The organism is Klebsiella sp. I138, from assembly GCF_051131765.1.
Taxonomy (GTDB): Bacteria; Pseudomonadota; Gammaproteobacteria; order Enterobacterales; family Enterobacteriaceae; genus Klebsiella.
Genome location: NZ_CP180447.1, coordinates 980,836 through 1,000,635 on the forward strand (window position 1 = coordinate 980,836; position 19,800 = coordinate 1,000,635).

General features: G+C 59.0%; 18 protein-coding genes. 16 read left to right on the forward strand and 2 right to left on the reverse strand.

What is annotated here, in order from left to right:
- The first annotated feature begins 119 nt into the window (after positions 1–119).
- The 8 genes from ACMYSK_RS04515 to ACMYSK_RS04550 all read left to right on the forward strand — a co-directional run bounded on the left by ACMYSK_RS04515 (position 120) and on the right by ACMYSK_RS04550 (position 8,483).
- Positions 120–1,781, forward strand: coding sequence for a bifunctional 3-(3-hydroxy-phenyl)propionate/3-hydroxycinnamic acid hydroxylase (locus ACMYSK_RS04515; protein ID WP_434640553.1), 1,662 nt, complete (start codon positions 120–122; stop codon positions 1,779–1,781).
- Between the two features lies 1 nt (position 1,782).
- Entirely contained in the window at positions 1,783–2,727 is a 945-nt protein-coding gene (gene mhpB / locus ACMYSK_RS04520) for a 2,3-dihydroxyphenylpropionate/2,3-dihydroxicinnamic acid 1,2-dioxygenase (RefSeq protein ID WP_434640555.1), read from the forward strand.
- Between the two features lie 17 nt (positions 2,728–2,744).
- Positions 2,745–3,611 carry a 2-hydroxy-6-oxonona-2,4-dienedioate hydrolase gene (mhpC, locus tag ACMYSK_RS04525; protein ID WP_434640557.1) on the forward strand — a complete coding sequence of 289 codons (867 nt, stop codon included), beginning with the start codon at positions 2,745–2,747 and terminating at the stop codon, positions 3,609–3,611.
- 9 nt (positions 3,612–3,620) lie between these two features.
- Complete coding sequence (gene mhpD / locus ACMYSK_RS04530) at positions 3,621–4,427, forward strand: 2-keto-4-pentenoate hydratase (protein WP_434643848.1); 807 nt, start codon at positions 3,621–3,623, stop codon at positions 4,425–4,427.
- Entirely contained in the window at positions 4,424–5,374 is a 951-nt protein-coding gene (mhpF, locus tag ACMYSK_RS04535; protein WP_434640559.1) for an acetaldehyde dehydrogenase, read from the forward strand. The genes mhpD and mhpF overlap by 4 nt, the downstream gene beginning before the upstream one ends.
- On the forward strand, positions 5,371–6,387 hold the full coding sequence (mhpE, locus tag ACMYSK_RS04540; RefSeq protein ID WP_434640560.1) for a 4-hydroxy-2-oxovalerate aldolase: 1,017 nt from the start codon (positions 5,371–5,373) through the stop codon (positions 6,385–6,387). The genes mhpF and mhpE overlap by 4 nt, the downstream gene beginning before the upstream one ends.
- A gap of 70 nt (positions 6,388–6,457) precedes the next feature.
- Positions 6,458–7,654, forward strand: coding sequence for a 3-(3-hydroxy-phenyl)propionate transporter MhpT (gene mhpT / locus ACMYSK_RS04545; protein ID WP_434640562.1), 1,197 nt, complete (start codon positions 6,458–6,460; stop codon positions 7,652–7,654).
- Between the two features lie 103 nt (positions 7,655–7,757).
- Positions 7,758–8,483 carry a polyphenol oxidase family protein gene (locus ACMYSK_RS04550; protein ID WP_434640564.1) on the forward strand — a complete coding sequence of 242 codons (726 nt, stop codon included), beginning with the start codon at positions 7,758–7,760 and terminating at the stop codon, positions 8,481–8,483.
- A gap of 51 nt (positions 8,484–8,534) precedes the next feature.
- Here the strand turns inward: ACMYSK_RS04550 and ACMYSK_RS04555 are convergent, their stop codons facing one another.
- Positions 8,535–10,607: a TonB-dependent siderophore receptor gene (locus ACMYSK_RS04555; RefSeq protein ID WP_434643850.1), complete on the reverse strand. Its 2,073-nt coding sequence runs from the start codon at positions 10,605–10,607 to the stop codon at positions 8,535–8,537.
- A 516-nt stretch (positions 10,608–11,123) separates the two neighbouring features.
- On the opposite strand from ACMYSK_RS04555, the gene ACMYSK_RS04560 reads away from it, so the two are divergent.
- The 8 genes from ACMYSK_RS04560 to ACMYSK_RS04595 all read left to right on the forward strand — a co-directional run bounded on the left by ACMYSK_RS04560 (position 11,124) and on the right by ACMYSK_RS04595 (position 18,281).
- The gene (locus ACMYSK_RS04560; RefSeq protein WP_434640566.1) at positions 11,124–11,945 is read left to right on the forward strand and encodes an ABC transporter ATP-binding protein; all 822 of its coding nucleotides are present in this window, start codon (positions 11,124–11,126) and stop codon (positions 11,943–11,945) included.
- A 14-nt stretch (positions 11,946–11,959) separates the two neighbouring features.
- Complete coding sequence (locus ACMYSK_RS04565; protein ID WP_434643852.1) at positions 11,960–12,964, forward strand: FecCD family ABC transporter permease; 1,005 nt, start codon at positions 11,960–11,962, stop codon at positions 12,962–12,964.
- Positions 12,961–14,013, forward strand: coding sequence for a FecCD family ABC transporter permease (locus ACMYSK_RS04570; protein WP_434640568.1), 1,053 nt, complete (start codon positions 12,961–12,963; stop codon positions 14,011–14,013). Before ACMYSK_RS04565 ends, ACMYSK_RS04570 begins: the two co-directional genes overlap by 4 nt.
- 15 nt (positions 14,014–14,028) lie before the next feature.
- Positions 14,029–14,982: an iron-siderophore ABC transporter substrate-binding protein gene (locus tag ACMYSK_RS04575; protein WP_434640569.1), complete on the forward strand. Its 954-nt coding sequence runs from the start codon at positions 14,029–14,031 to the stop codon at positions 14,980–14,982.
- The gene (locus ACMYSK_RS04580; protein WP_434640570.1) at positions 14,979–15,878 is read left to right on the forward strand and encodes a MurR/RpiR family transcriptional regulator; all 900 of its coding nucleotides are present in this window, start codon (positions 14,979–14,981) and stop codon (positions 15,876–15,878) included. Before ACMYSK_RS04575 ends, ACMYSK_RS04580 begins: the two co-directional genes overlap by 4 nt.
- 96 nt (positions 15,879–15,974) lie before the next feature.
- Positions 15,975–16,742 (forward strand): basic amino acid ABC transporter substrate-binding protein, encoded by a 768-nt coding sequence (locus ACMYSK_RS04585; RefSeq protein WP_434640571.1) that lies wholly within the window; start codon positions 15,975–15,977, stop codon positions 16,740–16,742.
- A gap of 65 nt (positions 16,743–16,807) precedes the next feature.
- On the forward strand, positions 16,808–17,572 hold the full coding sequence (locus ACMYSK_RS04590) for an amino acid ABC transporter permease (RefSeq protein ID WP_434640572.1): 765 nt from the start codon (positions 16,808–16,810) through the stop codon (positions 17,570–17,572).
- Positions 17,559–18,281 carry an amino acid ABC transporter ATP-binding protein gene (locus ACMYSK_RS04595; RefSeq protein WP_434643854.1) on the forward strand — a complete coding sequence of 241 codons (723 nt, stop codon included), beginning with the start codon at positions 17,559–17,561 and terminating at the stop codon, positions 18,279–18,281. The genes ACMYSK_RS04590 and ACMYSK_RS04595 overlap by 14 nt, the downstream gene beginning before the upstream one ends.
- Before the next feature lie 59 nt (positions 18,282–18,340).
- Here ACMYSK_RS04595 and ACMYSK_RS04600 read toward each other — a convergent pair whose 3' ends face one another.
- Positions 18,341–19,552 (reverse strand): MFS transporter, encoded by a 1,212-nt coding sequence (locus ACMYSK_RS04600; protein WP_434640574.1) that lies wholly within the window; start codon positions 19,550–19,552, stop codon positions 18,341–18,343.
- Positions 19,553–19,800 lie beyond the last annotated feature (248 nt).

Sequence of the window (19,800 nt, forward strand, 5' to 3'; positions counted from 1 at the left end):
GCCGATCTCGCCGACTCTATACTGACCTCACTATAAAAATATATTCACATTTAATTAACAAATTGTCCGGCGCCAGTTTGCGGCCCGAGCGCATTTTGTTTGAGTCGTGAGGTTCTGAAATGACAACATTAAATCCGGATATCCAACCCGCGATACAGCACACCGCCCAGGTGGTTATCGCTGGTGCCGGTCCGGTCGGTCTGATGATGGCCAACTACCTCGGCCAGATGGGCGTGAGCGTGCTGGTTGTCGAAAAACTCGATACGCTGATTGATTACCCGCGCGCCATTGGCATTGACGATGAATCGCTGCGCGCGATGCAGGGTATCGGGCTGGTGGACAACGTGCTTCCACATACCACGCCATGGCATGCGATGCGTTTTCTGACGCCTAAGGGACGCTGCTTTGCCGATATCCAGCCGATGACCGATGAGTTCGGCTGGCCGCGGCGCAATGCGTTTATTCAGCCGCAGGTCGACGCCGTCATGCACGAAGGGTTGCAGCGCTTCCCCCACGTGCGGTGCCTGTTTTCTCGCGAAGTCGAAGCCATGAGCCAGTCTGCTGACGCGGTGACCCTGAATCTGAAGGGACCGGGTGGCGAGCGCGAAACGGTACAGGCCGCCTGGCTGGTGGCGTGCGACGGCGGTGGAAGCTTTATTCGCCGCAGCCTGGGCATCCCTTTTGAAGGAAAAACCGCGCCAAATCAGTGGATAGTCATTGATATCGCCAATGACCCGCTGGCGACGCCGCATGTCTATCTGTGCTGCGACCCGGTGCGCCCGTATGTCTCCGCCGCGCTGCCGCACGGGGTCCGCCGCTTCGAATTTATGGTTATGCCGGGAGAGACCGAAAGCCAGCTCAGTGAACCGGACAACATGCGCCGTTTGTTGAGTAAAGTGCTGCCTGACCCGGAAAACGTCGAACTGATCCGTCAGCGCGTCTATACCCATAACGCCCGCATCGCCGAACGCTTTCGCGCGGATCGTATCCTGCTGGCGGGTGATGCCGCCCACATTATGCCGGTCTGGCAGGGGCAGGGGTACAACAGCGGCATGCGCGATGCCTTTAACCTCGCCTGGAAACTGGCGCTGGTGGTAAACGGTAAGGCGGGCGACACCTTACTCGATAGCTATCAGCAGGAACGTCGCGACCATGCCAAAGCGATGATCGATCTCTCGGTCACCGCCGGTAACGTGCTGGCACCGGCGAAACGCTGGCATGGCACGGTACGCGACGGGATCTCCTGGCTACTGAACTATCTCCCACCGGTGAAACGCTACTTCCTCGAAATGCGTTTCAAGCCGATGCCGCAGTACCGGGCGGGTGCCCTGTTAATGGAGGGGGAAAGCCAAACCTCCCCGGTGGGAAAAATGTTTATCCAACCCAAAGTCACCCTGGAGAGCGGGGCGGTCATGTTGCTGGATGAGGTTATTGGGGCCAATTTCGCCATCATCGCCTGGGGCTGTAACCCGCAATGGGGGCTGAACCCCGGGCAGGTAGCCCAGTGGAATGCCGTCGGCGTGCGATTTATTCAGGTTGTGCCAGAGGTACAGATCCACCGCCAGCAGGACAATTTCCCCGGGGTCATTCGCGTTGGCGATACGCAAAACCGACTAAAAAGCTGGTTTGCCGACCATCAAACCGCCATCGCCGTCGTGCGTCCGGATCGTTTTGTGGCAACGGTGGCTATCCCGCAAAGCCTGGGCGCTAAGCTCGACCGCCTGGCGAACACCCTGCATCTGACCCCGGTCGGCTCCTCGATAATTGAAAAGGTGGCCTGATATGAATGCCTATCTTCACTGTCTCTCCCATACCCCGCTGGTGGGTTATGTTGACCCAGAACCGTCGGTGCTGGATGAAGTCAACGGGGTCATCGCCGAAGCCCGGGCGCGGATCGCCGCGTTTGCTCCGGAGCTGGTGGTGCTGTTTGCCCCTGATCACTATAACGGCTTTTTCTATGACGTCATGCCGCCGTTTTGCTTAGGTATCGGCGCCACCTCAATTGGCGATTTCTCCAGTGCGAGCGGGGAACTACCGGTACCGAAAGCCCTGGCGGAAGCCTGTGCGCAGGCGGTCATGAAAAACGGGATCGACCTCGCGGTTTCCTGGTGTATGCAGGTCGACCACGGTTTTGCCCAACCGCTGGAGTTCTTGCTCGGCGGGCTGGATAAGGTGCCGGTATTGCCTGTCTTCATCAACGGCGTTGCCACGCCGCTGCCGGGGTTCCAGCGCACTCGTATGCTCGGGGAAGCCATCGGTCGCTTTCTCACCACCCTCAACAAACGCGTGCTGATCCTCGGTTCCGGTGGGCTGTCGCATCAGCCGCCGGTGCCGGAGCTGGCCAGGGCCGATGCCCATATGCGCGACCGCCTGCTGGGAAGTGGCAAGCACCTGCCGCCGGAGGAGCGTGAACGACGACAGCAGCGGGTGATCCGCGCCGCGCAGCAGTTTGTGGATGACCCGAACACGCTGTATCCACTGAACCCCATCTGGGACAACCGCTTTATGAGTCTGCTGGAGCAGGGGCGGCTGGCGGAGCTGGATGCCGTCGACAATGACGAGCTGTCGGCGATGGCGGGGAAATCCACACACGAAATTAAAACCTGGGTGGCGGCCTTTGCCGCGCTATCCGCTTTTGGCAACTGGCGTTGCGAAGGGCGCTACTACCGGCCAATACCGGAATGGATTGCCGGATTCGGCTCGCTGAGCGCCGCCACACAGAACTGACTAATCAGGAGATAAACATGAGCTATCAACCGCAGACCGAGGCTGAAACCAGCCGTTTTCTGGATGTTGAAGAAGCCGGCGAAACGCTGCGCATTCACGTTAATGATTGTGGTCACGGAGATGAAACCGTGGTTTTGCTGCACGGTTCCGGACCGGGCGCTACCGGCTGGGCCAACTTCAGCCGCAATATCGATCCGCTGGTGGCGGCGGGATATCGCGTCCTGCTGCTGGACTGCCCGGGGTGGGGGAAAAGTGACACCTTCGTGAATACCGGTTCACGTTCCGATCTCAACGCGCGGATCCTCAAGAACGTGATCGATCGGCTGGATATCAGCAACGTCCACCTGCTGGGGAATTCGATGGGGGGACACAGCGCGGTCGCGTTTACCCTGAGCTGGCCGGAGCGGGTGGGCAAGCTGGTGTTGATGGGGGGAGGGACCGGCGGTATGAGCCTGTTTACACCGATGCCAGGCGAAGGGATTAAGCTGCTGAATGCGCTGTACCGCGAGCCGACCATCGATAACCTGAAGAAGATGATGAATATCTTTGTCTTCGACACAAGCGATCTGACCGAGTCACTGTTCGAGGCACGACTGAACAATATGCTGTCGCGACGCGACCACCTCGACAGCTTTGTCAAAAGCCTGGAAGCCAATCCACGGCAGTTCCCGGATTTTGGTCCGCGCCTCGGGGAAATTCATGCCCAGACGCTGATCGTCTGGGGACGCAATGACCGCTTTGTGCCGATGGACGCCGGTCTGCGTCTGCTCGCCGGAATCACCGGCTCTGAACTGCATATCTATCGCGACTGCGGCCACTGGGCGCAGTGGGAACATGCCGACAGTTTCAACCAACTGGTGCTAGATTTTCTGGCGCGGAAATAAGGAGCCATGATGACAACGCTATCTCTCGAACAGCTGGCACAGCGGCTGCGGGACGCCGAAACTCAGGGGCGAGCCATCGAACCGCTGCGCGCTATCCTCGGTGCCGATAACGCGGAGGCGGCCTATGCCATTCAGCGTATTAACGTCCAGTACCACGTCGCCTGCGGGCGGCGGATTGTCGGACGAAAAGTCGGGCTGACGCACCCCAAAGTACAGCAGCAGCTGGGCGTCAGCCAGCCGGACTTTGGCACGTTGTTCGCCGACATGTGCTATGGCGATAATGCCGAAATACCGTATTCCCGCGTGCTACAGCCCAAAATAGAAGCAGAAATTGCGCTGGTGCTGAAACAGGATTTGCCGCACGCCGATACCACCTTCGACGAGCTGTATGCCGCAATTGAGTGGGTGCTTCCGGCGCTGGAAGTGGTCGGCAGTCGCATTCGTGACTGGTCGATAGGCTTTGTCGACACCGTGGCCGATAACGCCTCCTGTGGTCTGTATGTGCTCGGCGGCCCGGCGCAGTATCCTGCGGGGTTGGATCTGAAAAACTGCACCATGAGTATGACGCGTAATCAGGAAGCAGTATCCAGCGGGCGGGGCAGCGAATGCCTGGGCCATCCGCTCAATGCGGCGGTCTGGCTGGCGCGCAAAATGGCCAGCCTCGGAGAACCGCTGCGTGCGGGCGATATTGTGCTGACCGGCGCGCTGGGGCCAATGGTCGCTATCAACGAGGGCGATCGTTTCGACGCGCGGATCGACGGCATCGGTTCTGTTGCCGCCAGTTTTGTCACTGTAGAAAAAGGGCCGTTGCCATGAGTAAACGTAAAGTCGCCATTGTCGGCTCCGGAAATATTGGTACCGACCTGATGATCAAAATCCTGCGCCACGGGCAAAACCTGGAAATGGCGGTCATGGTGGGTATCGACCCACAATCTGACGGCCTGGCCCGCGCGCGTCGTCTGGGCGTCGCGACGACTCATCACGGGGTGGGCGGGTTGATGCAGATGGCGGAATTTGCTGATATCGATTTTGTTTTTGATGCCACCAGCGCCGCCGCGCACGTGAAAAATGATGCCGCGCTGCGTGAGGCCAGGCCCGGTATCCGCTGTATCGATTTGACGCCGGCGGCGATCGGCCCTTACTGCGTACCGGTCGTTAACCTGGCCGCAAACCTCGACCAGTACAACGTCAATATGGTGACCTGCGGCGGGCAGGCTACTATCCCAATGGTGGCCGCCGTTTCTCGGGTCGCCAACGTGCACTACGCCGAAATTGTGGCCTCGATTGCCAGTCAATCAGCGGGACCGGGCACCCGGGCAAACATTGATGAGTTCACCGAAACCACCTCGCGGGCTATCGAGCAAGTGGGCGGCGCGGCCAAAGGGAAGGCGATTATCGTGCTTAACCCGGCGGAACCCCCGTTGATGATGCGTGACACGGTGTATGTGTTGAGCGAAGCCGCCTCGCAGACGGAGATCGAAGCCTCGATCGCGGAGATGGCGGCCGCGGTGCAGGCGTATGTTCCAGGATATCGCCTGAAACAACGGGTGCAGTTTGAGGTGATTACCGAGGATAAACCGGTCAATCTGCCGGGTATTGGCCGCTTTTCCGGGCTGAAAACGGCAGTTTATCTGGAGGTCGAAGGGGCCGCCCACTACCTGCCGTCGTATGCCGGAAACCTCGATATTATGACCTCAGCGGCGCTGGCGACGGCGGAGAAAATGGCGCAGTCAATGAACGACTCTGCGGGAGACATCGTATGAACGGTAAGAAACTCTATATCTCGGATGTGACCCTGCGCGACGGAATGCACGCCATCCGGCATCAATATTCACTGGATAACGTGCGTCAGATCGCGCGAGCGCTGGATGCCGCCGGCGTCGATGCGATAGAGGTGGCCCACGGTGACGGTCTGCAAGGTTCGAGTTTTAACTACGGGTTTGGCGCCCATAGCGATATCGAATGGATTGAAGCGGCAGCGGAGTCCGTTACGCGGGCGAAGATAGCCACGCTGCTGCTGCCCGGAATCGGGACGCTGCACGATTTAAAACAGGCCTATCAGGCGGGGGCGCGGGTTGTCCGGGTGGCAACCCATTGCACGGAAGCGGACGTTGCCGCTCAGCACATCGCTTTTGCCCGCGAGCTGGGAATGGATACCGTGGGTTTTTTAATGATGAGCCACATGACGACCGCGGAACAACTGGCGCTGCAGGCGCAGAAAATGGAGTCCTTCGGTGCCACCTGCATATACGTGGTTGATTCGGGCGGCGCGATGAACATGGGGGATATTCGCGAACGCTTCCGGGCGCTGAAGTCGGTTCTGAAGCCGGAAACCGCCACCGGCATCCACGCGCACCATAACCTGAGTCTCGGGGTCGCCAATTCGCTGGCTGCGGTCGAAGAAGGCTGCGACCGGATCGATGCCAGTCTCGCCGGAATGGGTGCCGGGGCAGGGAATGCGCCGCTGGAGGTCTTTATTGCGGCAGCGGACAAGCTGGGCTGGAACCATGGCACGGATCTGTATGCTCTGATGAATGCGGCGGACGAACTGGTGCGCCCGCTGCAGGATCGCCCGGTCCGGGTCGATCGTGAAACGCTGGCGCTGGGCTACGCCGGCGTTTACTCCAGCTTCCTGCGTCATAGCGAAGTGGCGGCAGCGCGGTACGGTCTTAGCGCGGTCGATATCCTCGTCGAGCTGGGCAAACGGCGGATGGTGGGGGGGCAGGAAGATATGATTGTCGATGTGGCGTTGGACCTGCTCAGCCGCGCGAAATAGAAAAACGGGCAGCTGGCAACGTATCGGCCGCCCATCACCTGCTTTGCCTTCGCTATCGCACAGGTACCCTATGACCACGACAACCTCTGGATCGGCTTCACGCCTGATGGTAACCATCGGGCTCTGTTTTATGGTTGCCCTGATGGAAGGGCTGGATCTACAGGCCGCGGGGATTGCCGCCGCCGGAATGGCACGCGCCTTCGCACTCGATAATATGCAAATGGGCTGGATCTTCAGCGCGGGCATTCTTGGACTGTTGCCCGGCGCGCTGGTGGGGGGAATGCTGGCGGACCGCCACGGCCGCAAGCGGGTGCTGATAGCATCGGTGGTGCTTTTCGGCCTGTTTTCCCTTGCAACCGCGCTGGCGTGGAGTTTCCCGACTCTGCTGCTGGCGCGCCTGATGACCGGCGTAGGCCTGGGCGCGGCGTTGCCGAATCTTATTGCATTAACGTCCGAAGCCGCCGGACCGCGCTGTCGCGGTATCGCCGTCAGCCTGATGTACTGCGGCGTGCCGGTGGGTGCCGCGCTCGCGGCGGCGCTGGGGTTCTTTGGCGAAACGTCCGCCTGGCAGACGGTGTTTTGGGTCGGCGGTATTGTGCCCCTGCTGCTGGTACCGATGTTGTTGCGCTGGCTGCCGGAATCCGCCGTTTTTTGTGTCGGAACGCCGGGCACGCCCCTGCGCACGCTGCTGGCACCTGAAAACGCCGTCGCCACGCTGTTGCTCTGGCTGTGCTATTTCTTCACCTTGTTGGTGGTCTATATGCTGATCAACTGGCTGCCCATGCTGCTGATTGGCCAGGGTTTTCACGCCAGCCAGGCGGCAGGGGTGATGTTTGTTTTACAGCTGGGGGCCGCCTGCGGCACGCTGTTGCTGGGGGCGCTGCTGGATAAGCTCAGCCCGCTGCTGATGTCGTTGCTTATCTATACCGGCATGCTGGCATCGCTGCTGGCGCTGGGAAGCGCATCCACATTCCCGGCGATGCTGTTCTCTGGTTTTGTTGCCGGACTGTTTGCTACCGGCGGACAAAGCGTGCTGTACGCCCTGGCACCGCTGTTCTATCGTACGGAAATTCGCGCGACCGGCGTCGGCACTGCGGTGGCCGTCGGGCGGCTTGGGGCGATGAGCGGCCCGCTGCTGGCGGGGAAAATGCTGGCGCTGGGCGCCGGCACCGTCGGCGTGATGGCCGCCTCGGCGCCCGGAATTCTGTTGGCTGGCGTAGCGGTATTCTGGCTGATGAACCGCCAACGGCGGCAGGCTGTGGCCTGACGGCCTCTGGGGACCACACTCGCAGACTCGCCGTTGCCTGACCTTGCGCAACGGCGGACTTTGGCATACGGTAAATCATCATCAATTGATTCTCGCTGCCACTATGTCCTTTCCATCCCGTTTACTTAGCGATATTCCCGGCATCCGCTATGCCTTTCTCGACGTACATGAAACGGCCGCCTTCCCCTACAGTGAAATGGCGCCGGTGAAGCTGGTCCACGGCAATGTGGTTCATCATTATCAGACGCCGCAGGCAGAACGACCGCATGCCGATGCGGTGTTTACCGCACTGCGCGGGCAAAAAGTGGGCGTGGTGACCGCCGACTGTCTGCCAATGCTGATGGCCTCCCGTGACGGGCGCTTTGTCTGTAGCGTACATGCGGGCTGGCGCGGCGCGGCCAGCGGGATTATCGGCAATAGTCTGGAACATTTTACCCGGCATGGCGTGTCGCCGGACGAGGTGATAGTGGCGATCGGGCCGCATATTCAGGCCTGTTGCTACGAAGTCTCGGCGGCGTTTTATCAGGCGCTGCTGGCAATGCCGACCGGCGAGCTGGCAACACAGCATCGCGACCGGCTGTTGCTGCAACGTTTTGAGCCGGCAGCCGATACGCTAAAAGCCCGGGCGACGGGGGATGATAATATGTGGTTCGATCTACGGGCGTTCGGTCAACTGCTGTTACACCGCGCGGGAGTGGCGGAAAACAACATCGAATGGCTGGGCAGCTGTACCTACTGTACACCGCACGCGCTGGGATCGTTCCGGCGGCGGACCCACTTCCCGGCGGAGAAAACGTTTCAGTATTCGTGGATTATGCGCGACGCCTGATTGATCGCCCGGACAGGCCGCGACGGCGCTGTCCGGGGCACGTTGATACACTCAGAAGTCCATTTTCACCGTAAACTGCACTTCCCGCGGGTCGCCAATCTGGTTGCCCAGGTTATTCGTGGCGATGGAAGAGGTGTAGTAGGTCTTATCAAACAAGTTCTTCACGTTAACCTGCAGCGTCACCGGATATTGCAGCTTCATCTTATAGGCGGCGAAGACGTCGGCGACTGCGTAGCCCTGCAGATAATAGTCCGCGCCGTTGGTGCCGGAGCGCTTGCTTACCGCGCGACCGCCGCCGCCGACGGTCAGCGTATTGCTGTCGTAGACGTTATGGATATCGTAGCTCAGGAACAGCGAGCCGGTATGTTTCGGCACGTTGGGCAGCGGTTTCCCGGCATAGTCAGGATCGTCGATCACTTTGGCATCGGTGTAGCCGTAGCTGGCAATGACGCTCAGGTTATCGGTTATCGAACCAGCCAGATCCACCTCTACGCCGCGTGAACGCACTTTGCCCGCGGTTTTAGCGACCGTCTCGTCGCCGACGAGTTCGCTGTACATCACGTTGCGCTTATGAATATCAAACAGCGCAATGTTGGCGGTAATCCCGCTTAGCAGGTCAAACTTGGCGCCCACTTCATAGGAGGTGGATTCTTCTGGCGGCAGGTTGCCGATATAGCTGGCGATCGATGACTGCGGCATAAACGACTGCGCTACGTTACCGAACAGCGACACGGTCGGCGTCAGCTTATACACCAGGCCAAACTTCGGCGTCCATTTCTGGTCGCTGCTGTCGGTATTGACGTTAAACGGACGGCCTTTGCCTGCGTACTGGGTGTAGTACTGGTAGCGCATCCCGGCGACGGCAATCCACTTGTCGGTCAGATAAAGCGCATCCTGCACGTAGGCGGCGTAGCTCTCCTGCTGAATACGCTGATCGCTGTCGGAGGCTGAGACGGTGCTGCATGTGCCAACTGTGCCGTAGACCGGGTGATAAATATTAAACCCTTTCACGTTCTTACAGCGGATCATATCGGTGCGCAGCAGATCGTAATTCTCATAGGCGATGCCGGTGAGCACTTCGTTATAAAAGCCGCCGACCACCACGTTGCCCTGCAAATCAGCGCGGGTTGTATGCATCTTCTGCGTTGAGCCGTGGGTGGCGTCAACGCGGCGGGTCAGATCGCCGGTGGCTGAATCATAGGCCATCACGCGGGCCTGATTATCGTTGTAGTGATCCTGGCTGTAGCTGTAGTCAAAGCGGGCGGTCCAGGCATCGTTCAGGCGGTATTCGGCATTCAGCTGAGCCAGATCGGAATAGCCGTCGGTAATGTTAAACGACTCGTCAAAACGCGTTTTCCGATCGACGTTGACCGCGTGGCCGGTATTCAAATCGAAGATGGTGCCGCGATCGAACGGGGTATTATAGTCGCGATGAGAGTACGACACGTTCACCGTGGCTTTGTCGCCAAACCAGGTCAGGGAAGGGGCGATAAAGCTGCTCTTCTCTTTGCCAAAGTTGCGCCAGTAGTCTTCATTTTGATACTCACCGATGATGCGGTACGCCAGGCGCGTCCCTTCGATTGGGCCGGTGACGTCAAACTGACCGGTACCGCCGCCAAAGCTGGTGGAGGTGGCCGAAATCGAGCCGCCGAAGGTTTTCTCCGGGCGCTTCGTGACGACGTTTATCAATCCACCGGGATCAAGAATACCGTACAGCGTTGAGGCCGGGCCTTTCAGCACCTCCACGCGTTCGGTCGCGGCGTTAAAGCTGCGTGGCAATACGGTACGCAACCCGTTGGTCATAATCGAACCGTCGCGGTTGGCGCCAAAACCCCGGCGTGTAAAGGCGTCCTGGGTGCCGCCGAGGGTGTTGGTCTGGACGACGTTCGCAACGTTATACAGTGCTTCGTCAAGGGTGGTGGCATGCTGATCTTCCAGCACCTTGTCGCTGACGGTGTTTACCACCTGCGGGATGTCCAGCAGCGGCATCGACGTTAACGTCGCCGTTGAGCTGGCAAGCGGCTGGTAGCCGTTGGTGTCGTGTTGCGAAGCGTTATCCGCCACCACCGTCATGGTTTCGTCACCGCCACTTTTCTCTTTAGAGGCGCTGTTTTCTGCTGCAATTAATCCCGGTGAGGTAATGGAACCCAAAAATATCAGTGAAAAAAGAGCTCGCCCTTTCAGCGTAGTGAAAGGGATCGTTGATCGCGTCATTTATCTGTTTCTCGTGAACGAATCTGTCCTTTGCAGACAGAAAAACCCAATTAAATCATTGCCCTTAAAAATATCATCTGCCTGTTCATCGCGATGATTTGCGTTCAGGCTTGTAATTGAGAATCATTCAATCATGAGAGGATGTAGTAGTAAATGTTATGTAAGATAAAAAATCAACAACCGATAAATCAGCGATTTTTGCATGTTTTGCCATAAATTATTTCTTTCTAACCTATTGTTTATAAAATCTAAATTTCTATTTTACTCATGCGAATATCTTCGTAGTGCAGCCATTTTATGAGCGCTGAAACAGAGTATTGACTACTACATTCATCCGCCGCATGATCAAAAGAGAATGAGATGTATTTTTGTTTGAGTGCAGAACGTGCTGGCTGATGCCACGCCGTTGCGGCGCAGGAGCGAGTTATGCCACAGCGGGTGATGCCTGCAGAGCAGGGGATCGTGCTGGATTCCCTGTCGGCCGGATACGGCCAGACCCTGATTGTCGATGATATCAATCTGACGATCCCCCACGGTAAAATGACGGTGCTGGCCGGGGCCAACGGCTCCGGTAAATCCACGCTACTGTCGACAATTGCCCGGATGCTTAAACCGCTTGGCGGCAGCGTGCGTCTGGATGGTCAGACGATTCACACCATGCCGACCCGGGCGGTTTCGCGCCAGCTAGGGATCTTGCCCCAGTCGCCGATCACTCCCGAAGGATTAACGGTGTTTGAACTGGTATCCCGCGGGCGCTATCCCTGGCAGGGACTGATGCGCCAATGGTCAGACGCCGATGAAAAAGCGGTGGAAGAGGCAATGGCGTTAACCGGCACTACTGAATTCGCCCATCTGCCGGTGGACAGCCTCTCTGGCGGCCAACGTCAGCGCTGCTGGATTGCCATGGCGCTGGCGCAGCAAACGGCGACGATCCTCCTGGACGAACCGACCACCTGGCTCGATTTACGCTACCAGGTCGATATTCTCGAACTGCTGCAAACGCTGACCCGAGAACACGGGCGCACGGTGATAACCGTGCTGCACGACCTGAACTTCGCGGTGAACTATGCCGATATGCTGGTTTTCCTTAAGAAAGGACGTATTGCCGGCGTCGTGGACGAAAATGCCAGCTGTACGCCGGAGCTGATTAAAACCGTGTTTGACGTTGAGGTGCAGATGTCACTCAACCCGCAGACCGGGAAACCCTTCTTTATGCCCTTTCGCGCGCGGCAGGGGGAAGGCCAATGAGCGCCTCCGCGCTGATGATGCACCGCCGCCTACAGACTCGGCCAAAACGGGCGCTGGCGCTGCTGGTGGTGCTGCTGATTGTCGGTTCAATCGTGCATCTGGGACTGGGCGCGCGCTGGATTGCGCCTGAGACGGTACTCCAGGCGCTGTTCCACTATGACCCGCGTAATTTTGACCATCGGATTATTGTCGACCTGCGGCTGGTTCGCCTTGCGGCGGCGCTGTTGACCGGCGCGGCGCTGGGCGTTGCCGGGCTGCTGCTGCAAACGGTCATTCGTAATCCGCTGGGCGAACCGCATATCCTGGGGCTGAACGCCGGAGCCTCTCTGGCCGTGGTGGGGACATCGGCGCTGGGTCTGAGCAACATGGCATCGGGACGCCCGCTGATTGCCGCCGGGGGAGCCGCGCTGCTGTTTGGGGGAGTGATGCTGCTGGCGACTTCCGGGCGCGGCGGAGCGACGCCCCTGCGCATCACGCTCTGCGGCGTGGCGCTCTCAGCCTTTGCCTCGGCGGTAACTGCCGCGATCCTTATTCTGGATGAACAAACGCTGCTGGCGATGCGCACGTGGCTGGCGGGCGATCTTGCCGGATTAAACTGGCAAACGCTACGCGGGGCGGCGCTTCCGGCGCTGGCCGGTGGGCTGCTTGCGCTGCTTATTGCGCCTCGCCTGAATGTCCTGGCGCTGGGCGACAAGGTCGCGTTGGGGCTGGGGGTGAATATTGTCCAGACCCGTTTGCTGGGCCTGGCAGCGATCGCGCTGCTGTGCGGTGCGGCGGTGGCGGTGGCCGGGCCGATCGGCTTTGTCGGGCTGGTGGTGCCGCATGTGATCCGTCGTCTGGTCAGCGAAGATATTCGTCTGGCGCTACCGCTGGCGGCACCGGTCGGGGCGCTGGTGCTGCTGTTGGCAGATATCGCTGCCCGCACCCTGGTCGCGCCGCAGGAGCTGGCGACCGGGGCGATGACAGCGCTGGTTGGCGCGCCGGTATTTATCTTTATCGCGGCGAGGTTTTTTAAATGAAAAACGCGGCGCAACGTGCCGGTTTCCGGCCTTTTCGGGCGGGAACCTGCCATCTGCTATTGCGTCCGTCGGCGCTGAACATCGCCGCGGGGCTGATTATCGCTATTGTACTGCTGGCGAGCTTTGGCCTGGCGCGCGGCAGCTTTCCGCTGCCTTCCGGCACGCTGGCTCGCGCGCTGTTCTTTGCGGAAAGCATCGGCGAGCAGCAGCGCTTTATCCTGTTTGATATCCGTCTGCCCAGGCTGCTGATGGCGCTGCTGTGCGGTGCCATGCTCGGGCTGGCGGGGGCGGCAATGCAGAGCATCACCCGCAACGGACTGGCGGACCCGGGGCTGATTGGCGTCAAGGAAGGAGCCAGCGTCGTGGTACTGACGTTGATCCTGTTCTTTCCTGCCGTCGGGCTGGTCTGGCGGCCGCTGGCAGGGATTCTGGGCGGCGCGCTGGTGGCGCTACTGGTGCTGGTGCTGGCCCGCGATTGCTCGCGCCCGCGCTTTATTCTGATCGGTATCGGCGTCTCCTGGACACTGGCGGCCGCCGTCGGCATTTTTATGACTACCGCCGATGTACGCGATGTACAAACGGCGATGATCTGGCTGGCCGGGAGCCTGCATGCGGCAACCTGGCCGCTGCTGGCGGTAGCCTTTTTCTGGGCGTTGCCGGGGACGTTCATTCTGTTCCTGACCGCCCGTGCGGCGGACGTAGCGCAGCTTGGCGACCGGACCGCCGTCGGGCTTGGCGTACGGCTTCAGCAACTCACCCTGCTGCGATTTTTCGCGCCGGTGCTGCTGACCTCCGCCAGCGTCTCCTGCGTCGGGAGCCTTGGCTTTGTGGGGCTGATGGCGCCGCATATGGCGCGCTTTCTGCTGCGCGGCGGCCAGGTATCATTACTCTGCGGTAGCGCGTTGATTGGCGCGCTGCTGGTGCTGTTCACCGATACTCTCGGCCGTCTGGCCTTTGCTCCGCTGCAAATTCCCGCCGGGATTGTCATTGCGCTAGTGGGTTGTCCGTTTTTTATCTTGCTGCTGTGGCGTCGTCGTGACGCCCTGTAATGTTGAAGGGTTGCTATGCGTTGGTTTATTTCATTGCTGTTGTTAGTGGCGGGTGCCGCCGGCGCCGCCGATCGTCAAACACAAACCTTTACCGATGATTTAGGGCGGGTGGTGACGGTGCCGCTGCACCCGCAGCGTATCGTCTCGATGCACGACCTGGATATCACTATTCCACTGATTGAACTCGGCGTGCCGCCGGTGGCCAGCCACGGGCGTACGCGTCCCGACGGTAGCCACTTTCTGCGCTCCAGCGCTCAGTTGACCGGGGTCGATTTTGATAACAGCGCGATTCAGTTTATCGGCACCGCGGATATCGATCTCGAAGCGGTCGCTGCGGCGAAGCCGGATCTGATCATTACTGAACCGAGCCGTCACGTCTCCGTAGAACAATTGCAGAAGATTGCGCCGACGGTCAGCATTGACCATTTGCAGGGCAGTGCTCCGCGGATTTACAGCAAGCTGGCACAGCTCACCGGCACCGAGGCGCGGCTGGCGATCCTTGAACGGCGCTATCAGGCGCAGATCGCGCAGCTCAAAGCGATGGTGGATACCCGGAATATCACCGTATCGGTTATTCAGGCCAACAATGGCAAAGTAACCGTTCACCACTCCTACCATGCCCTGGGGCGGGTGCTGCGCGATGCCGGGTTCCGTTTCCCGCCGCTGATTGACAAGATCCCTGACGGCCAGCGTATTGACGTCAGCGCCGAGCAGCTGCCGGAGCTGGATGCTGACTTTGTTTTTGCTACCTGGCGATCCGATACCGGCGGTAAGCCGCAGGAGGAGCTGCAGGCGATGGAGAGCGTTATGCCGGGCTGGTGCGACTTTATGCGCGCCTGCCGCACCGGGCGCTACATCCTGCTGCCGCGTGAAGAGGTTATCTCTAACTCATTCGCCGCCCTGAGCCTGATGGTGGCGCAGGTGCAATCGCATATTGCCGGTCGTCCACTGCCAGCGGGGCTGAAATGAAAACGCCGGTGAAAAGAGAGAAGGGGCGGGTTGATTTGTTCGGCGACCGCTTTCGTGCCCGGGCGCATCAGCTCTCACCGCGCCTGCTGGCGGTGGTCAGCTATATCAATGAAAACCGCGAAGTGGTGCTGGAGCGCACGGCGATGGAGATTGCCGCCGCGACTCAAACGTCAGATGCCACGGTGGTGCGGGCGATTCAGGCGCTCGGGTTTGCCGGACTGCGTGAGCTGAAGCAGACCATGGAACGCTGGTTTGGCCCGTCGATTACCTCTTCGGAGAAAATGCTGTCAACGGTAAACGCGCTCTCCAGCGATGTGAATTCGAGCATTGATTTTGTGCTGGAGGGCCATCAGCGCGCCTGCGAAGTGCTGTCTCGTCCGGCTAACCGCGCCGCCGTCGCCCAGGCGGTAGCGCTGCTCAGCGACGCGCGGCAGGTGGCGATTTTCGGCATTGGCGCATCGGGGATTCTGGCGGAGTACACCGGCAGGCTGTTTAGCCGAATCGGCCTACCGTCCTATGTGCTGAACCGTACCGGATTCAGCCTCGCCGAGCAGCTGATTAGCCTGCAGCGCGGCGATGTACTGATTATGATGGGGCAAAAATCGCCGCATCGGGAAGGCATGACCGCGCTGCGCGAAGCCCGACGGCTGGGTATTCCGACCATTTTGCTGACCCAGGCGACTGATTCCCGTTTCAGCCAGGAAGCGCAGGTGGTGATCGACGTCCCGCGCGGCGGCGATAACGGTCGGGTTCCGCTCCACGGCACGGTACTGGTCTGCCTCGAAATGCTGGTGCTGTCGGTGGCGACCACCACGCCGCAGCGCACCATGAAATCGATGAAGCGCATTAACGAACTGCATAAAGCGATTGGTAAATCCGGCGGCAAACGTAGCTAAGGACAGGATAATTCACCCGCTGAAAGGTTTCCGGTTGCAAGTCATCGTGATGGTGTGTATTTTTATGCAAAATAAATGCATAAAAAAGAGGTTGTCATGGTTGGAAACTGGATGAAAGCGTGTTGTCTGATGATGGCCCTGGCGGGGAGCGCACAGGCAGCACAGGAAACCTACGTTGTCGGTTCGGGCGGCACCTACCGTCCGTTTGAGTATGAAAACAGCCAGAAGCAGCTGGAAGGTTTTGACATCGATATCATCAAGGCGATTGCCAAAGCGGAAGACTTCAATATCAAGCTGGTGAATACCCCGTGGGAAGGGATCTTCGCCACCCTCGGCACCGGCGATCGCGATATCATTATCTCCGGAATAACCATCACCGATAAGCGCAAGCAGATGGTCGACTTTTCCGCCCCTTATTTCCCGGCTGAACAGTCCATCGTGGTACCCGCCGATTCCAAAGTGACCTCTCTGGCCGCGCTGAAAACGGAGAAGGTTGGGGTGGTGAACTCCAGTACCGGCGACATCGTGGTCTCTGATGTCCTGGGCAAAAACAGCACCTCCATTAAGCGTTTTGATAATACCCCGCTGATGCTCCAGGAGCTGTTTGAAGACGGCGTCAGTGCTGCGGTGGGCGATGTGGGCGTGGTGAAGTACTACATCAAACAGCACCCGGATAAACAGTTTAAGCTGGTGCCGGATGCGAAATTTGAACGTCAGTACTTCGGGATTGCGGTGGCGAAAGGCAACGGTGAACTGCAGGCGAAAATCAACGCCGGCCTGAAGAAAATCGTTGATGACGGCACCTACGCCAAAATCTATAAAACCTGGTTTGACGACAACGTCCCGACCCTGCCTGCGCAATAAATTATCTTTTGGTTTTCATGACGGCTATCGACGCGTGCGATAGCCGTATTTTTTAGGGAAGCACTATGACGGGATTCCGTTGGGAGATCATCGAGGAGTACGGTCCGCTGTTTATGGACGGCGCCTTGATGACAATTAAATGTACCATTATCTGCGTGATCCTCGGCACCCTGTGGGGGCTGACGTTAGGCCTTGGGCGCATGGCGAAAGCTGAGCACGGACCGTGGAAATATGTGCTGCGCTATTTGGTGCAGTTCCCGGTTCGCGTCTACGTCAGCGCGTTTCGCGGCACGCCGCTGTTTGTGCAGATTATGGTGGTGCACTTCGCGCTGGTGCCGCTGTTTATCAACCCGCGTGACGGTCTGCTAGTCACCGGCGGGCTGATGAGCGCTGATTTTGCTCGCGAACTGCGTTCGAACTATGGGGCATTTCTCTCCTGTATCGTGGCCATTACCCTCAATGCCGGCGCCTATGTTTCGGAAATTTTCCGTGCCGGTATTCAGTCGATTGATAAAGGGCAGATGGAAGCCTCCCGCGCGCTGGGCATGCCGTGGTGGAAAACCATGCGCCAGGTGATTTTGCCGCAGGCTTTTCGCCGTATTTTGCCGCCGTTGGGTAATAACGCCATTGCCATCGTCAAAGACTCTTCGCTGGCATCGGCGATTGGTCTTGCCGATCTGGCCTATGCTGCACGCACCGTTTCTGGCGCCTACGCCACTTACTGGGAACCCTACCTGACAATCTCGCTGGTCTACTGGGTTATCACCTTCCTGCTGGCGCAGCTGGTTAACCGTCTGGAAAAGAGGTTTGGCAAAAGTGATTCACATTAAAAATCTGCACAAACGCTTCGGCGACAGCCACGTGCTGCGGGGCATCAGCTGCGATATTCAACCGCAGGAAGTGGTGTGCATCATCGGGCCGTCAGGCTCCGGGAAAAGTACGTTTCTACGCTGTATGAATGCCCTGGAAACCGTCAGTGAAGGCATCGTGGAAGTGAATGGTTTTGCGGCCCATGACCATACTACCGATCTGAACAAGATGCGCGAAAGCGTTGGCATGGTGTTCCAGCGCTTTAATCTGTTTTCGCATATGACGGTGCTGGACAACCTGATAATGGCGCCGATGAACCTGCGCGGTATGCGCCGCTCGCAGGCAGTACCGCTGGCGGAAGAGCTGCTGGCGAAAGTGGGGCTCAGCGACAAGCGCGATGCCTGGCCCTCCAGCCTTTCCGGCGGCCAGCAGCAGCGGGTTGCGATAGCCCGGGCGCTGGCGATGAAACCGTCCATTATGCTGTTTGATGAACCTACCTCCGCGCTGGATCCGGAGCTGGTGGGCGATGTGCTGGCAGTGATGAAAAATCTCGCCAGCGAAGGCATGACGATGGTTATCGTCACCCACGAAATGGGGTTTGCTCGTGAAGTCGCCGACCGGGTTATCTTTATCGATCAGGGGGTTATTCAGGAAGAGGGCAAGCCGGAGCAGATCTTTAGCGCACCGGTAAATCCGCGTACCGCGGCGTTTCTCAGCAAGGTTCTGTAACGCTGTCGGGGGAGACGCCATCAGGGGTAAACCCGCGATGGCGTGATTCTCCCGCACGATTACATCGAACGCTGCGCCGTTTCAGGCTCTTCATCATCGTCGTGCACCCGTCTGGCGTTCGCCAGCAGCGCTTTCTCGGTTTTCCCCAGGCATTGAATCAGCAGGAAAAGCACGCCGCAGGCCAGCAGGGCGACCAGTAAGCCATCATAGCCAGAAACGCTGATCAGCAGGCTGCTGACCACTGGCCCGGCAACGCTGCCCGCCGACCAGAAAAACCCCAGCAGCGCATTGATCATAATAAGCTTCTGCCCGCTGAAGGTTTTACCGGCGCGCACCAGTGAGAGTGTATACAGCGCACCCGCCGCCGCGCCGAGGACAAGGCAGCCGATGATCAGCTGAACGTGAGAGGCCAGCAGGAACGGCAGGGCCAGCAGGGAAAGGCAAAATACCACCGCGCAGCTCAGGTGCACGCGGCGGATGCCAAACTTATCGGCTACCCAGCCCAGCGGCGCCTGGAACAGGGCATCGCCGGTTAAAACGATAGTCACCAGCAGGACTGCCATCGCTTCGTTCAGCCCTTTATCCATTCCGTAGAGCGGCATCAGCGCCAGAATACTGGCGTCAAAGAAGGCGAAGCAGAAGACCCCGGAGGCCAGCACCGGTAAAAATGCCCCGAGGCTGCGCCAGCTGGCGCGTTCGGAGAGGCTCTCGCGGCTCCCGGTGGGCAGATGGCGCAGCATCAGCAGGCACGCCGCGGTCAGGCCGACGACGGCCAGCAGCACCCAGAATTGATAATCGGCGCCGGCGGAAATCAGCAGTGGCCCGGCCAGCTGACAGCCGGTAAACGCCGAGGCATAAATACCGGTCAGCGTCGCGCGATTTTTACCCGCCGCGCCACCGGTTATCCAGCTTTCGCCAAGTACGACGATCACCCCGGAAGCAATACCGGTCAGAAAGCGCGGCAGCAGCAGCTGCATCAGATCGACGGTCAGGCAGGAGGCGATGGTGGCGAGCGCCAACAGGATCAGGTTAACCGTGAGCAAGGTGCCCATTTCAAAACGACGGCACAGCGCAGGTGAGAGAAACGATGAGAGCATCATGCCTGCCGGCGGCAGTGCGGCCAGCAGGCCGACGTAGACGGTGTCTATCTGCTGCTGAGCAAGCTCAAGACTGATTAAAGGCACCGTATAACCGGTGATAAAGCCCACTAATGACGCGGCCATAATCATCGCCAGCGTGGGGGCAAGGCGATTCTGGTCTGGGTTAAACATTTTATTCCCGATAACGGAAGTCAACAGGTGGATAATCCGGCAAAGTGCCGACGACCCTGCATATTAATTAATCGGATGCGTGCTGTCACCGTTGAAATGACTACCAATATTGATACGCGTTAGCGAACGTCCGGTAAAACGCGCCGTTCGGCGTCCGGGGAGTGTTGTCAGCACGCTGATGAAAGGATATAACGAATAGGGCATTCCGCCGGCGGCGGTCGGATGTCTATCGGATGCATAAATGTCTA

Bases quoted from the DNA above. Each gene is read 5' to 3' on its own strand.
- mhpD (WP_434643848.1), top strand. From the start codon at position 3,621: ATGACAACGCTATCTCTCGAACAGCTGGCACAGCGGCTGCGGGACGCC.
- mhpE (WP_434640560.1), top strand. From the start codon at position 5,371: ATGAACGGTAAGAAACTCTATATCTCGGATGTGACCCTGCGCGACGGA.
- ACMYSK_RS04570 (WP_434640568.1), top strand. From the start codon at position 12,961: ATGAAAAACGCGGCGCAACGTGCCGGTTTCCGGCCTTTTCGGGCGGGA.
- ACMYSK_RS04565 (WP_434643852.1), top strand. From the start codon at position 11,960: ATGATGCACCGCCGCCTACAGACTCGGCCAAAACGGGCGCTGGCGCTG.
- ACMYSK_RS04600 (WP_434640574.1), bottom strand. From the start codon at position 19,552: ATGTTTAACCCAGACCAGAATCGCCTTGCCCCCACGCTGGCGATGATT.
- ACMYSK_RS04550 (WP_434640564.1), top strand. From the start codon at position 7,758: ATGTCCTTTCCATCCCGTTTACTTAGCGATATTCCCGGCATCCGCTAT.
- ACMYSK_RS04515 (WP_434640553.1), top strand. From the start codon at position 120: ATGACAACATTAAATCCGGATATCCAACCCGCGATACAGCACACCGCC.
- ACMYSK_RS04585 (WP_434640571.1), top strand. From the start codon at position 15,975: ATGGTTGGAAACTGGATGAAAGCGTGTTGTCTGATGATGGCCCTGGCG.
- ACMYSK_RS04560 (WP_434640566.1), top strand. From the start codon at position 11,124: ATGCCACAGCGGGTGATGCCTGCAGAGCAGGGGATCGTGCTGGATTCC.
- mhpC (WP_434640557.1), top strand. From the start codon at position 2,745: ATGAGCTATCAACCGCAGACCGAGGCTGAAACCAGCCGTTTTCTGGAT.
- ACMYSK_RS04575 (WP_434640569.1), top strand. From the start codon at position 14,029: ATGCGTTGGTTTATTTCATTGCTGTTGTTAGTGGCGGGTGCCGCCGGC.
- mhpF (WP_434640559.1), top strand. From the start codon at position 4,424: ATGAGTAAACGTAAAGTCGCCATTGTCGGCTCCGGAAATATTGGTACC.
- ACMYSK_RS04590 (WP_434640572.1), top strand. From the start codon at position 16,808: ATGACGGGATTCCGTTGGGAGATCATCGAGGAGTACGGTCCGCTGTTT.
- mhpB (WP_434640555.1), top strand. From the start codon at position 1,783: ATGAATGCCTATCTTCACTGTCTCTCCCATACCCCGCTGGTGGGTTAT.
- mhpT (WP_434640562.1), top strand. From the start codon at position 6,458: ATGACCACGACAACCTCTGGATCGGCTTCACGCCTGATGGTAACCATC.
- ACMYSK_RS04580 (WP_434640570.1), top strand. From the start codon at position 14,979: ATGAAAACGCCGGTGAAAAGAGAGAAGGGGCGGGTTGATTTGTTCGGC.